Annotated in this window: 12 protein-coding genes; 7 read left to right on the top strand and 5 right to left on the bottom strand. The window is 36.8% G+C overall.

What is annotated here, in order from left to right:
• Positions 1 to 570 precede the first annotated feature (570 nt).
• Together rpe and F6K27_RS15785 are read right to left on the bottom strand one after the other, a co-directional pair.
• Positions 571 to 1,281, bottom strand: a complete 711-nt coding sequence (rpe, locus tag F6K27_RS15790; RefSeq protein ID WP_287278844.1) for a ribulose-phosphate 3-epimerase — start codon at positions 1,279 to 1,281, stop codon at positions 571 to 573.
• 173 nt (positions 1,282 to 1,454) lie between these two features.
• Positions 1,455 to 1,607 carry a hypothetical protein gene (locus F6K27_RS15785; RefSeq protein WP_287278843.1) on the bottom strand — a complete coding sequence of 51 codons (153 nt, stop codon included), beginning with the start codon at positions 1,605 to 1,607 and terminating at the stop codon, positions 1,455 to 1,457.
• A 599-nt stretch (positions 1,608 to 2,206) separates the two neighbouring features.
• Between F6K27_RS15785 and F6K27_RS15780 the strand changes: the two genes are divergently transcribed.
• From F6K27_RS15780 to F6K27_RS15760, 5 genes are all read left to right on the top strand, one after another.
• Positions 2,207 to 2,578, top strand: a complete 372-nt coding sequence (locus F6K27_RS15780; protein WP_287278842.1) for a hypothetical protein — start codon at positions 2,207 to 2,209, stop codon at positions 2,576 to 2,578.
• Between the two features lie 98 nt (positions 2,579 to 2,676).
• Positions 2,677 to 4,080 carry an LCP family protein gene (locus tag F6K27_RS15775; RefSeq protein WP_287278841.1) on the top strand — a complete coding sequence of 468 codons (1,404 nt, stop codon included), beginning with the start codon at positions 2,677 to 2,679 and terminating at the stop codon, positions 4,078 to 4,080.
• Between the two features lie 1,685 nt (positions 4,081 to 5,765).
• Entirely contained in the window at positions 5,766 to 6,368 is a 603-nt protein-coding gene (locus F6K27_RS15770; protein ID WP_287278840.1) for a sulfite oxidase-like oxidoreductase, read from the top strand.
• Positions 6,369 to 7,498: 1,130 nt separating this feature from the next.
• Positions 7,499 to 8,131, top strand: a complete 633-nt coding sequence (locus F6K27_RS15765; protein ID WP_287278839.1) for a 2OG-Fe(II) oxygenase — start codon at positions 7,499 to 7,501, stop codon at positions 8,129 to 8,131.
• A 44-nt stretch (positions 8,132 to 8,175) separates the two neighbouring features.
• Positions 8,176 to 8,808 (top strand): 2OG-Fe(II) oxygenase, encoded by a 633-nt coding sequence (locus tag F6K27_RS15760; RefSeq protein ID WP_287278837.1) that lies wholly within the window; start codon positions 8,176 to 8,178, stop codon positions 8,806 to 8,808.
• 350 nt (positions 8,809 to 9,158) lie between these two features.
• Here F6K27_RS15760 and F6K27_RS15755 read toward each other — a convergent pair whose 3' ends face one another.
• Positions 9,159 to 9,323 (bottom strand): hypothetical protein, encoded by a 165-nt coding sequence (locus tag F6K27_RS15755; RefSeq protein WP_287284606.1) that lies wholly within the window; start codon positions 9,321 to 9,323, stop codon positions 9,159 to 9,161.
• Positions 9,324 to 9,605: 282 nt separating this feature from the next.
• On the opposite strand from F6K27_RS15755, the gene F6K27_RS15750 reads away from it, so the two are divergent.
• Positions 9,606 to 9,746 (top strand): hypothetical protein, encoded by a 141-nt coding sequence (locus tag F6K27_RS15750; protein WP_287278834.1) that lies wholly within the window; start codon positions 9,606 to 9,608, stop codon positions 9,744 to 9,746.
• A gap of 641 nt (positions 9,747 to 10,387) precedes the next feature.
• On the opposite strand, the gene guaA is transcribed toward F6K27_RS15750, so the two are convergent.
• The gene (gene guaA, locus F6K27_RS15745) at positions 10,388 to 11,935 is read right to left on the bottom strand and encodes a glutamine-hydrolyzing GMP synthase (protein WP_287278858.1); all 1,548 of its coding nucleotides are present in this window, start codon (positions 11,933 to 11,935) and stop codon (positions 10,388 to 10,390) included.
• Positions 11,936 to 12,901: 966 nt separating this feature from the next.
• The gene (cbiD, locus tag F6K27_RS15740; protein WP_124144326.1) at positions 12,902 to 14,062 is read right to left on the bottom strand and encodes a cobalt-precorrin-5B (C(1))-methyltransferase CbiD; all 1,161 of its coding nucleotides are present in this window, start codon (positions 14,060 to 14,062) and stop codon (positions 12,902 to 12,904) included.
• A gap of 242 nt (positions 14,063 to 14,304) precedes the next feature.
• Here cbiD and F6K27_RS15735 point away from each other — a divergent pair, with 242 nt between their 5' ends.
• Positions 14,305 to 14,799 carry a GNAT family N-acetyltransferase gene (locus F6K27_RS15735; protein WP_287278832.1) on the top strand — a complete coding sequence of 165 codons (495 nt, stop codon included), beginning with the start codon at positions 14,305 to 14,307 and terminating at the stop codon, positions 14,797 to 14,799.
• Positions 14,800 to 14,975: the final 176 nt, after the last annotated feature.

Below are 14,975 nucleotides of genomic sequence, written 5' to 3'. Positions count from 1 at the left end.
GGTTCAAAAGGAGAAAGTTTTTTTTATCACCCTATTATCCGGACATGATACAGCGTATTTCGGGCAAACGAGGTACAGGTTAATTAATTGATAATTGATCGTGGATAATTGATAATTACCTCTGGTTAAAACCGTTACCGAATTGAATATAAGGAAATATTATTTCTTCTCTTGGTCGATTGGATATGGTTAGGAAACCCATCCATCCCACCCTTCGGGAAGCTCCGCTTTTCATGTCGGCGATAGCCGAAACGACCGCTTTTTTGCCCTCAAAAGGGAAGGCTTTAAACCAGAGTTATTTAATTATTAATTATTAATTATTTGGTAAATGATAAAGATATTGTAGTGTGGGCATCTTGCCCGCCATAGGTGTATCTCATAACAACGGGAAGCGCTGTATTAGTCGGTAGATATTTTGCCTAGTTTTGTAAGAGGCAAAAAGCGTAAAAAAAAATTGAATTTTGACTTTTGCGAGAGCTTTAAATCAATCTCAACCAAAAGAAAATTAAAAATGGATTGTATATCCATTTTTAATTTTAATAATTTTTTATTAAACTGTATTTTTTGTTATTAAACAGTAACTAACTCAGGTGCAGAAACAGGACGCTTACTGTTACGAATACCATTAATTGCTTCTGCATAATCATCAGCTTTAAACACGGCAGAACCTGCAACAATAGCATTAGCACCAGCTTCTAACACCTGCCAAGTATTATTAGTCTTAAGGCCACCATCAACTTCAATCCAAGGATCGAGTCCTCGTTCATCACACATTTCACGAAGCTTACGAATCTTAGATACTACTCCAGGAATAAAACTCTGGCCTCCAAAACCAGGGTTGACACTCATAATCAACACCAAGTCACACAAATCTAAAGTATATTCAATTAATTCTAATGGTGTAGAAGGATTAAGAACTACACCAGCTTGCTTACCCAACTCTTTGATTTGGCCTAGAGTTCGGTGCAAATGGGGTGAAGCATTATGTTCAGCATGAACAGATATAATATCAGCACCTGCCTTAGCAAAATCTTCAACATATTTCTCTGGCTCCACAATCATTAAGTGGACATCAAGAGTTTTTTCAGTGACAGGGCGAAGTGCTTGGACGATTAATGGACCGATAGTAATGTTAGGTACAAAACGGCCATCCATTACATCAACATGAATCCAGTCAGCACCAGCTTGGTCTACAGCTCGTACTTCATCTCCAAGACGGCTAAAATCTGCTGATAGTATAGATGGGGCAATAACAATAGGTTTTTTCTGCATAGTGGTCATAAGAGTGAATGTTCTCCTACTATTCTCTGTTGCGTAAATTTTAACACTAATTTAATAATTTATTGTCAGAATATATATGTAGCATTGAAATTTGAGATCTAAACAAAAAATTAAATGTTTGAGGAAACAGGGGAAAGTCAAATGTTTGACAGGGTTTTTAGGAGGAGAAAAAATTAATAACTTACAAAATACTTACCAAGAAAGTCAGTAACATGGTGAGTAGAGAAATCTGTTTTAGGAAAATCTAATAAAGATATATCATTCCGGTCAGAATAATCATCAAAATCTCCAAAAAATTCACCAATATCAGGTAAAAATCCTTGCATTGATACTGAATTTTTTATTAGTTTATTATAAGAAAAATTAACTTTTGAATAATAACATATAACTTTTCTTTGTGAAATAACAAAAATCAGTTATTTTAACTTTTTGACAAACATGAATTTTTAAATTATTTTGATATATATACGCAATAAATATCGGTAATTTGCTATCTACCATGATTGTAAATGTATATTTTTCATCCTCAAGTACATACTCAAAATTAATATCAAACTTCCATTGAAACCCTCTATTTTTTTTATAATCTAGAATGAATCTCTCAACTTATTCTATAGAAGCATTAGTTTGTAGATAAAAAATCAACTTGTTTAAGTCAAGTTTTTCATTGATTAAATGTGGTATATATTTTATATTTTCAGATTGAATTAAATGTATCATCACCTCTATATATTTTTTCAGTTGTTAATTTAAGGTAATTAAACGAAGAAACCAAAATGGGATATACTTATTCTAATTCAAATATTCTTATTGTTATTATAGTGACTTTGATTTTCTGTACCCTCAAAAAAAAGAGATTACCAGAATCTGACAGATTTAAGTTATATAAATACCAACAAAAACTGAACTTTTGCTAATAACCAAAATGAAAAATACTCAGCAACTAGAAAACTCTAACATTAACCGCCTACAACTATATTTATTAGTCACTCCAGTATTAGGTTTCTTCATGGCAATGTGGATTCTGTATCGTCAACACCGTAGTCCACAACATAGAGCAGTCAGCAAATTAGTTATTACTTTAACCATGATGTGGATCTTGGGCAATATTTTATTACAACCAGGGACTGAAGTTGGGGCATCTGGGACTATCACACTGTTATTAATAAATAGCCTGCTAACTACTAGCTACTTCATAATAAGTTTAGGGCTAATGGTTCGTATTTGGAAAAGACAACCATTATGGCTACCAGGAATTAGCCGGATAGCAGAAAAAGTGGTAGGTAAACATTTATGATAGTCGAAGATTCTATTAAACTATTGAAAATTCTAATTTTCAGTAAAATTTTTCTGACAATAAAACCTTATTTTAATATTTAGTGTGTGAGGAAGCCAGTGCCCGCTAATAAATTTTTACATTCAACCTCTAGAAAATATTCAATAACAGAAAATCTACAGAGACCACCTACCCAATTTGGTCCAGGACATTGGTTTGGTTTAGGTCTAGGTTTAGCCGGAGTGGCAATGATATCTGCAACAGCAGGCGCTCTCTTAGCCGTATCTCTTTCCAGCACTCCACTAATGCAACAAAAGCTCTCTCCAGAAGAAGCAGCAGTATTTTCTCAACAAGACCTGGCCAAAAGTAATATGAGATTGCCAGAGTTAACCCGACCTGTAAATATATTGTTATTAGGAATAAAAGTATTAACCTCAGATTTAGAAGAATATCCCCATGATAATGATATAGGATATCACGCTTTGGTTAATTCTTTTAAAGGATTATCTGATACGATGCTTCTAGTAAGGTTCGACCCAAAAAATCAGAAGTTAACTTTGCTTTCTATTCCTAGAGATACTCGTACTTACGTAGAAGATCGAGGCTTAACCAAGATTAATGCTGCAAACTATTATGGTGGACCTGCTAAAAGTGCCAAAGCTGTGAGTGAACTTCTTGGTGGGGTAGGAATTGACCGTTATATTCGAGTCAATGTACAAGGAGTAGAAAAATTAATAGATGCTCTTGGGGGTGTCAAAGTTAATGTGCCCAAAGACATGAAATATCAAGATGATAGTCAACATTTGTATATTAATCTCAAAGCTGGGGAACAACATCTCGATGGCGATCGGGTTCTACAATTTTTGAGATTCCGCTACGATAATTTAGGAGACATTGGGCGAGTGCAACGCCAGCAACTTCTGATGCGAGCATTTATGGAACAGTTGGTTAATGTCAAAACTTTATCACGACTACCAAAAATTCTTTCGGTAATTCAGTCTCATATTGATACAAATTTGAGTGTTGAGGAGTTAGTCGCTTTGATGAATTTTGCTGCTAAAACTGAGCGCTCGAATGTGCAGATGTTGATGGTACCTGGTGAGTTTAGCAACCCTGAAAAGTATAATGCTAGTTACTGGTTGCCCGATCTGACAACTCTAGATACGATGATTGCTAAACACTTTGATTTTGGTTACGATCGCGAACAATTAGAAAATTATGAGTCTTCTTATGTTAGAGTAGCAATTCAAGATAGTACAGATGATTGGGACTCTGTTGATGAATTAGTAAATTCCTTAAACGATGCTGGTTATTGGAATGTCAAAGTGGCTAAACGTTGGAATTCACCTTTGGAAGTGACTCGAATTATTGCCCAGAAAGGAGATATGCAAGCTGCGCAGGAAGTTCAAAAGTCTCTAGGTTTTGGAGAAGTTTTTGTAGAAAGTACGGGATATCTAAGGTCAGATGTGACTATTCAGTTAGGAAAAGATTGGTTATCAATTCAGGATGAGTCTCAAAATTAACGAGATTGGTAGTACAAAAGTCAAATTTTGCAGTTAGGGCGCTATACTTGCAGAAATTTTCTATTTGATGAGGTACATCTTGGCAGTAGAGAACACAGGAACTAGAAGTAGGGAGTAGCTGTACCTTACCATCTTAAAAAGTGCTGTAATATTATGCCTAAATCTAGAGAGACATTCCCCTGGAATGTTTTTATCCTAAAAAATTTTCTAGGTTTTGTTAATTTTGATGAGAATTTAACTACCTATCAGCTTTTCCTTAGGTCATGCTTCGCCAACAGCATTTAGCTGTATCGCCAAAAATTCAAGGGTTTAAAGCCCCCTCTATATTTGAAAAAGCGCGTGGTGGGACTTTTACGGGGGTTTGAATCTCCCATTATACACCTTGAGAAGCTGATCGCTGATAGCTGAGTGCTGGGCGTTGGTGAATTAATGTATGATATTAATCTTAATTATTTAGGAGTCAGGAGTCAGGAGTCAGGAGTCAGGAGGAAAGAAAGAAAGAAGAAGAAAGAGTAGTAGAAGGAGAAAGTTTTTTGTTTGCGCTCTTATCCGGACAAGATATCATACCTCTTGTCACCAACGCCGAGTGCTGAGTGCTACTTCAAAAAAATATGAATGAAAGTTATAGAACCCCTAACCGTATCTTTTATTGAAATACAAAAGCTTCAGGAAAGCCATTTTAAGGCTCCTAACAACTATAAGGGTTCAGGAAACCGAAAAATTATGAAAAATGACTGCCAGAATCATAAAACTCAGATGGGTATTGAACTTGTAACTTCTTAAATAGATACCAAATGTCTTCTATAAACAAGTCTCCGCGATCATAGAAAATGGGATCTATTTTTCACAGTATAAGCTGCGAAAAACTACCCTATAAGTTCTAATACTATACCTTAATTCAGTAAAATTCTATTCTGAAAAGATTGGTAGTTTTTCTCAAAAAAAAGTTTTTTAACATAAAAAAAATCTAGTTATTGGATTAAAAAATTTTTACGAATAGAAAGTAAAATTACTATACAAGCAACCTTCAATAACCAAGGAATAACGTTAAAAAACCATATTAATCCAATGAATCCTATACAGGGTGCGAGCAAGCGAGGAATCCCATCCAGAGTTTTGACATCAGAATTGACACTGACAAAAATAGCCAGACAAGAAATACATAAGGGAATTATATAGTTCAGATTCATGGTATTTATGAGTGATTTATAAATTAATGAGCGATCTAGATAAACAGTATAGCTAAAGATCGAATAAGTTCCCATCTTAGAGCTGATTTATAAAGTAAATATTAAAAGGATAAATAAGGCTTCATTGACTTTCAATCTGAGGTATAATTTGACCTTGGGATTGCACACAAAACAGAATTAGTGCAAAAATAAAAATATATAATAGTTGCAATTACCATATTTTATTTGCAATTGGCGAGTTGAGAATAACAGTGAAATCACTGAAAAATTACTGATAAGTTTTCTGCCCTCAGTGGAAGCACGGAAACCTCCAAACTATCAAAGTTTTTAGGTGAAATTTGAGTTCCTCAACTAAAAAAGTAAAAGCATAAACTTATTAATTTTATTCATCATTAAACGAATAAATTCCTGAAATAATTCAGGAAGATCGGCATTTGCAGAAACTAAAGTAGTTAATTTCAATTATTCAAGGTAAGTTACTAAAAGTTTTTAACCATGTTAGGTAAATTTTTCCACAAACCAGAAGCAGAAAATAGCGATCGCGTTCCTCCCGGTCAATACTTGGCTAAAGGCTTTCCCGTACTAACTTATGGCCAAACTCCTAATATAAGTACAGATACATGGGAATTGAAAGTATGGGGTTTGGCTAAACCATTAACCTTTACTTGGTCAGACTTAATGGCCATGCCACAAAATCACTTCACAGCAGATTTTCATTGTGTGACTCGCTGGTCAAAACTAGATGTTCAGTGGACAGGAGTAAAAGTTACAGATTTGATGGGTCATGTAGAAGTAGATCCTAGAGCTGTCCATATTATGGAACATTGTTATGGAGGCTACACTACTAATATTTCTGTGACTGATTTTCTCAGAGAAGAAAATTTCTTTGCCCACACTTTATTTGGTGAGCCATTACCAGCAGATCATGGTGGCCCTGTGCGATTGGTAGTTCCTCACCTCTATGCTTGGAAAAGTGCCAAATGGATTAATGGATTAGAATTCCTCAAAGATGAAGAGTTAGGTTTCTGGGAGAAGAATGGTTATCACACAAGAGGTGAACCTTGGGCAGAAGAGCGTTATAGTAGCTCTGGTTTTTAAGTATATTTTTTGGCGAAGAGTTGTCTAGTTTTTAGATAGTAAAGTTAACCTGGTATTACAACTGCGAATATTGATCGTGATTTTTCCATCAGAGTTTTTGATGTTTTTAAAGAATGTATAGACAGATGTTCCATGAAATGACTTTACTCAGGATTTTAGAAAATGTATATTTATCACAGTTTTCATTTTAGGCGATCGCTATATATATTTATAGCTTTTCTAGATTTTCTGAATATTTATGGCAGCACCAATAAATTGTATATGTGATGAATAAAAAAGTTTCATTACTCTGACGTGAAGATTCACTTTTATACCAATTTGATCAATGTTTGCTACATTTTCTTGAGTAAGGGAGTAGGGGAGTGGGGAACCCACCCCTAACCCATCCCATTAGGGGGAGTGGGTGAGAAGTAAACATAAGAATAATTAGGGCTTACCGATCAAAGATAAAAGCATTGATATATCAAGGTTTTAGCTGTTTTAGGTTGAAAAAAGTGCGCCTGTTTTCGCTCAAGAAAGCTCAAAAAACTAGCATTTTGTGCAAGAGTTGGGCAGAAAAATTAAGGGACAAAACTTAGCTCCTACCTCTTCTACATTCCCCGTCCCTCCTGTCTCCTGTCTCCTGTCTCCTGTCTCCTCCCCTCACCCATAAGACTTTTTCAGCAAACCCTAATTAATACGCTACTAGCTAATAATTATCAAAAATCTCCGATGCGCCTATGTTAATTACTTAATAATTGAAGTTTCACCTAACAAAAACATTCTTTTTTCACCCTTGGTATTATATCATGTCCGCTTAGTAGCACAATCAAAAAAATTTCTCCTGCCCGATCTTTCTTTAGATTCTTTTTCTCCTCTGCTCCCTGTTTACTTATTTATAAGTATTCAACCGGACATGATATTACTATATTGGGAACAAGTTATTTTAGAATTTCAAGGCAGAAAGAAGAAGAAATCAAGAAAGAATAAAAAAACCGAAACAATGATAATAGGTAGCTTCTAGGATTGGAGATATCTCCTTAATCTAAGTTTAAAATTTATTTTTTATAATATTCATACGCAATAATTGGTATAATATTTTCTTAGATATTTATAAAAGCTAACTAGATTACATAGACAACGCATTAAAGATGTTTTGGATGTATCCTGAGAAAAAATATAATCAAACTCCATTCACTTGTTACGATGGTAGTCAGCCAAGTCATTTTTGTCAAAAAGGTGAAAATTGGGGAGCTTTTACAACACAAGAGTGTGACTTGATTATCTCATTTTCACAAAATTTATTCAAGGATAAAAGCCATAGGTTTGAAGGTCTTCACCAGAACTATCGTCAAGCTAATGCTTGGGAAATATCTCAAACTGAAACAACAAATTGGCTTTGGCAACGATTAATTAATAATCTTATAACTGCAAATAATCGTTGGTGGAACTATGATATTGTGGGAATTATAGAGCCTTTACAGCTCCTCTGTTATGACAGCACAAATAATTCTAATCAGATTAAAGATAATTGTGATTTACATATAGATAATGAATATCCTTTTTCTTGTAGGAAGATTTCTTTTTCTGTAGAATTATCCGATCCCAATACTTATGATGGTGCGAAACTAAATTTGTATCTACAAGAAAATCCCCAAATATTACCTATAAATAAAGGAACAATGATTATGTTTCCTTCATTTATTTTGCATGAAGTAACGCCTATTATTGAAGGTAAAAGATGGGAACTTATTGGTTGGATTAGTGGTCATCAATTCCGATAATTTGCAAAAATAAATGGTTTTCATAAAGTTAGGATTGAGAAAATATGGTTTGGATTTCTCCTGAACAAAAGTATCGTCAAATTACATACGCTTGCTATGATGCTTCTCAAAAAGAACATTTCTGTAAACCAGGTGAAAACTGGGGTGCTTTAACAGCAAAAGAGTGTGAATCGGTTATTTCTTTATCAAAACAAATAAAGCCATCAAACCCTACTGTAGATGGAAAATTGAAACCAGAGTTTCGTCAAGTAAAAGCCTGGGGTGTGAATTATTCGGCATCAACCAGATGGCTGTGGGAAAGGTTAACTAATAGTGTTAAATATGCCAATAACAAGTGGTGGAATTATGATATTTACGGTATTATTGATTCTTTAAACCTTTTATGTTATGAAGCTAGTAACAATCAGGAAAATATTCAGGATCATTACAATAAACATCTAGATAATGGGGATCTTTATTATTATCGCAAAATTTCTATCTCGATCCAACTTTCCAATCCTCAAGATTATGAAGGTTCAGAATTGAAGTTGTATACTAACAGAGAACCAGAAAAATTACCAAAAGAAAGAGGAACAATGGTTTTGTTTCCTTCTATAATACTCCATGAAGTAACACCTATTACTCAAGGTAAGAGATGGGCGCTAGTTTGTTGGGTAGGCGGTCCTCAGTTTAGATAATTCTAGAAGCATTAGACACCTCCGGAAACTAACTTTTTATCCTACCATTACAAGGGTTTTAAATTAATTATTCGGAGAGGTCTATTGAAGAAAAAGTTAGCTAGGGGAGACTTGGATTGATGACCTATAGCAGCTCGTTTAAGAAAGAATTAATTGTGGCGATAATTCCCATTATTAAAGATTTGGTGGAGTCTTAAACTTAATTATTTATCCGCCAGTTACACATAAATTAAACTCGGAATGTGGTTTTCCACTTACCGAATTTTTATGATGATTCTTTAGATAGGTTTGCCATTACTTAAATAGTACTACTATTTGTGATACAACGAAATTATAAATTAGAGTTATCGCTAAATAGAGGTAAAAAATTGCTCCAACCTAGACAGAGCAATAATTCCAAGATTTTTTTGGCTACCAATAGCTAAAATCTTTACATAAACATTGACTAAAGGGATATTAGTCGCCGGAGCAGAAGATTGCTCATGGTTGCTGCCTGCAACCGCAACCAGTTTCACAGGTAGGACAAACTTAACCTTCTCTAATGATTACCGGTTGATCTTTGATTGGACAGCTCAAGATGACAACTCTGACAGCGTGATTCTTAGTTCGGAGTTAGACTCCTGGTATGTTGAGCTATCTTCCGTCTTGGGTCTTGGAGTCCTGTTGTGGGATTCTTCAGATTCTGCCTTCGCCTCTGAGTGGCAGGCAAATCTTGATTTTTTGTATTACATTGACGCAGATGATGTGAAGTTGTTTACCAACCCATACACGGATGAAGGCCTCTCATTTAGAATAATATGGCAATTAGTAGTATAGTTAGTATGTATGTGCCTTTTGAGCGATATCCAGTGGATATCACAACAGTACTTGTGTCGAGCGAAACTGTAGTGTCTTCTTCCTCTTTTAAGCAGAGTGGTGGAGAAACCCAGGCATCCTAAACCCCTGAACCAACAGCATCTATAGTGAGTTTGATCGCACTAGGTGGCTTAATGCTAGGCAGCAGAAGAAAGACTAAAGGCTAAAAAGTGATTGAAACGATAAAGAGAGGAGAAATACCCCTTCTCTTTTTTTCTCTCAACGATAAGGGGTGCATAATTATTATTGGGTCGTGGACGGGTTCATCCGATCGTTTGACACACCATTAATTTAATGCAGACCCCCCCTATTTTTGTAACATTTTAGGTGTGCCACGGCACTACAGTACACACTATGTTACTCCTATTCAATAGTAAAGTTGTAGGTTGGTTGGGTTAAGGTACGAAACCCAACACCCTCGAATTGTCGAGGTTGATTTAATTGAGGTAGCTTGAAAACCAAAAACCATAAGTCTATCCCACTAACATGATTTTTGGGAATTTAACGAATTTTATATTACCTCAATATAAAGGTTTCAAGAATAGTGGGATGGGTTCAAAAACCCTAGTTATGTTAGATTGCACTGCCGCTTAACCCAACCTACTGGCGTGACACGCCTAAAATGGTGCAATAGATTTTTATTCAAATACATGAACCGTAAAGATTAGAGCATTTTTCTAATACACTATTTTAGCTGTGTCAGTCTACTACAGTGCAGACTATATTACTCCCACTCAATAGTACCAGGAGGCTTAGAAGTGATATCATACACCACCCGATTAACTCCCTTAACCTCATTCACAATGCGGTTAGAAATAATTTCCAGCAAATCGTAAGGTACCCGAGACCAGTCAGCAGTCATCCCATCCTCACTAGAAACAAACCGCAAAACAATAGGGTAAGCATAAGTACGTTGGTCTCCCATTACCCCCACACTGCGAATAGGCAACAACACCGCAAACGCTTGCCAAAAATCGTGATACATCCCTTGTTGTTTGATTTCGTCACGCACAACAAAGTCAGCATCTCGCAAAATTTTCAACCGTTTATCTGTAACTTCTCCTAAAATCCGAATTGCTAACCCTGGACCGGGAAAAGGATGTCGTCGCACGATTTCTTCTGGTAAACCTATGGAGCGAGCTAATTTTCTCACTTCATCTTTAAATAGCTTGCGCAAAGGTTCTACTAACTTAAATCTTAAATCTTTTGGCAGACCACCGACATTGTGATGACTCTTGATTTTAACTGCTACTCGCTCACCCGTTTTAGGGTCAACGTTGGTGTCAGCAGATTCAATCACGTCTGGATAAAGAGTACCTTGAGCCAGATAATCAAAAGGCCCTAAACGTTTTGACTCTTCTTCAAATACTTGAATAAACTCATGGCCAATTAATTTGCGTTTTTGTTCTGGGTCTGTGACTCCTTTGAGTTTAGTCAAGAAGCGCTCGCGAGCATTTACATACTCAACTGATATATGAAAAGATTCTTGAAATATTTTCACCAAGTTTTCTGGTTCATACTTCCGCATAAACCCTTGGTCAATAAACATACAAGTTAATTTATCCCCGATCGCTCGATGCAGCAAAAATGCTAAAGTTGAAGAGTCAACTCCTCCAGACAATGCTAATAATACTCGTTTGTCCCCTACCTTAGCTCTAATTTCTCGAATCGCTTCTTCTACAAAAGCTTCTGTAGTCCAAGTTGGTTCACACTTACAAATATGGTAGACAAAATTCCGAATCAACGCTTGACCACCAAGAGAGTGAACTACCTCTGGGTGAAACTGAGTCCCATAGAGCTTTTTCTCATGGTGAGCGATCGCTGCACAGGGAGTATTATCCGTATGAGCTAATACTTCAAAACCTGAGGGCATTTTTGTCACAGCATCTCCATGACTCATCCACATAATTGTACCCTCTTCCACATTAGTCAGTAAATCTGTGGGGTTATCTATAGATAAAGATGCTTTGCCATATTCAGCTAATTGAGCGCGTTGAACTTCACCCCCTAATTGCTGTACCATTAACTGCATACCGTAACACACGCCCAAAATTGGTATTCCCAACTGCCAAATTTCGGGATCGCAATGAGGTGCCACTTTATCGTAAACTGAGTTAGGGCCTCCAGAAAGAATAATTCCCTTGGGATTGAGAGTTACCAGTTTTTCAGCAGTTGTCCGATAAGAAATAACTTCTGAGTATACTTGAGTTTCGCGAATCCGGCGGGCAATTAGTTCTGAATATTGAGAACCGAAGTCCAGAATCACGATCATCTGACGGTTAAACTGAGTGGAGGAATCAGAAATTTTTTCTGTCTGTCTTGTTAGAGTCACGGTTAATGTGCTATGATATTTTACTTGTGAGGTTGATTTTCCTGAGTTTTAAGTTGTCAGCCCGAGCTTATAAGCTATAAATATATGTTTTTTGTAAGGAAAATTTCTTTCTCCACACTTTTTGTATCAAACTAAATTTTGCCTACTGCCACAAAAGGTTTATACTTGGATTGAATGGTAACCTAAAAACTAACAGGCTAACTAAAAACTAACAGGCTAAATTGATTAATTATCAATAGGGATCGCTCTTCCTAGCGAATTATTAATCAAGGCTAGTTCTATTAAAAATGTTTTGGTATTCTGACTAAAGAATGAGCGTCTACTTCTAAACCAGTTGCTCACTCTAGCTAGTTATGAAATTTACCAATTTATTTTAATTTTCCCCCGCGCCTGATCCACTATCCACTATTGTTTATTTTTCCTACAATACGCTACAGCGCTTTTGCTGATTGCTCAACCACATCGTCATAACCAAAACCCTGTAGGGGGAAATGGCCATTCCCTCTGTAGTCTACCGAAATGAAAACCGCTGTAACTCTAGCTGAGGGTATTCCTATTGACACTCTCGCCGTTAAATAAGAGCTATTATAACGGGAGATTCTTGTTTTGCTGACGCAACGCTATACGAACATAGATTCTTAACTAGATAACAAATCAAACTAGTCGAGTTGCACCCCCGTCAGACCATCTCCACAAGCTTTTTCTTGCTCCGTCTGTACGCTAAGGAAACTTCCGCCCAGGAGGTGCCCTTTTATCGTGCCGTGTGCCCCACGGCTATTGATAAAATTATAACGCCAAAAATATGCGTGCGTATTGCTCAATTATTTTTCTGGTTGAAATTCAGGGGCTGTGTGCATGGGTTTCCCGCGCAATTTATACGCCCCGTCTCACTGTTAAATCTCGCGATTATAACGGGAGTCTTTTTTCAACATTTTTAATAGAATAACAAATTTTTGCAAAAAGTGTATCGGCAACTTCAGTTTTTAAGAAAATTTGGCGATCGCGGTCAAATAACATCGAACCTACTTGGACCTGTTTTTGACTATGATTAAAAATATAAGCTTGACTACGTTCCTCTATACGGGAGGCGATCGCCCCATAGACTAGACCCACCCAATTCTTTTCATTATCTTTATCTAAACTCCGTAGGATTTTCAAGGCCGCCTCGGCAGTAGTACAAGCAAAAATTTTTTGTAGCACAGGAGTGGGCAAACCTATATTTGCGCAGTGAGCTGTTAAAATTTCTAATCGTCCGTCAGCTAGATGGTGATGAGTATGAAAAATTCCACCAGCCAACTTAATTAATTTGCCATGATAGCCTAATAATAAAATAGACTCTAATCCAGCAATAGCAGCAGCTACTAACATTGGGCCTAACCAGTTAGCTGTTTTAATAGTCTGCTGTGGTGGTATTCCCATTTTCCTCGCTAGGTCTAAACCATTTTCTCCCACACAAAACACCAAACAATTAAACTGTGCTGCCTTTTGTTGTAACTCATCCCGATAAGCATCAAGTTGCCCAGGCACACTTAAAGGTTGAGAAACCCCGGTAGTGCCTAACAAAGAAAGACCTTCAACTATACCAAAAGCAGAATTAGAAGTCCGAGTTGCTAATTGACGACCTTCTGGTAAAATGATGGAGACTTTAATTTGTTCATTTTGGTTGAGCAAGGGTGGAAGATTTTCTTGCAGCAGTCGTCGCGCATAACTATATATAGCTGCTTCCCCAGAATGAATATTATGTCCAATTCCTGCTCCACCTATAATTACAATTTGTTCTGAAGCCTCTGTAGGGGAAACTTTGGCCAATTCTATCATAGCCCACACAGGAGTATTGCGAGTTAGGTCGAGATTATTACCGGGGTCGGAACGGGTAATAGCTAAGGCAGTATTATTTTTCAGTAAAGCTACCTGTTCGATAAGAATATCGACAATTTTTGCTGGTTCTAGTAAATTAATTGATACGGTAGGCAAAGACGAGATATTTTGACGTACCCAACGGAGTGCAGCTACAGCAGCAGCACAAGCAAATACAGGTAGAGTATATCCAGCATGAGGTTCAGTCATCAGTTATCAGTTAAGCGAGCTATTGGGACTTAAATAAAATAGAACCGAAAAACAGTCTCAAATATAGACTAGCAGAGGCTTTTACGTCAACAAGATATAAATCATGAACAACCACGGGTTCTAGACATTTTTAGAACATTGACGTAATTATATTGTTTTGCAGTACAGTCATTTTATATAAAATGTTGTACCCCAACTGCGATGTACTTACAAGTTTATACTTCAAGAAAGGTTACTTACGCATGATTAAAATCCGCCGTTTTCAGGAGCAAGATTGGCCAAGAATTTGGGCGATTGTCAAGCCAGTATTTCGAGCTGGCGAGACCTATACCTTCCCCACCAATATTCCTGAGCAGGATGCCTTTCATGCCTGGATTGAGGTGCCAGAGGCAACATACGTTGCTGAAGATGATTCAGGGTTGATATTGGGCACCTACTACCTCAAGCCTAATCAGCCTGGTCAGGGGTCTCATGTATGCAACTGCGGATATGTGGTCAGGGAAGCGACTCGTGGCAAAGGGGTCGCCTCTGCTATGTGTGAGCATTCTCAGAAGGAAGCGGTGGAGCTTGGTTTCCACGCCATGCAGTACAACCTTGTTGTATCCATTAATACTGGTGCTGTTCGTCTTTGGCAAAAGCATGGCTTTGATATCATCGGCACGCTTCCCGAAGCATTCAAACATCCTAAGGAAGGATTTGTTGATGCTTATGTCATGTACAAGAAACTTGAAACATAACAAGTTGCTGTAGTGGACTCAAAGAATCCACATCACTGAGCTTTAGCGTTATAGAACCCATTTGAGATCTATATAATTATGGTAGTCAAGTCTTTTCGCGCATTAATTTTGAGGAAAATTCAGTTGAAGGAGTGTTGAATTTTTTGTATTATCTCTCCCCAAATCTTCCCTCTTAA

Source organism: Okeania sp. SIO2F5 (assembly GCF_010692685.1).
Classification (GTDB): Bacteria; Cyanobacteriota; Cyanobacteriia; order Cyanobacteriales; family Microcoleaceae; genus Okeania; species Okeania hirsuta.
The sequence above is the reverse complement of the archived record's forward strand: the minus strand, read 5'-3'. Positions and strand labels throughout refer to the sequence as shown.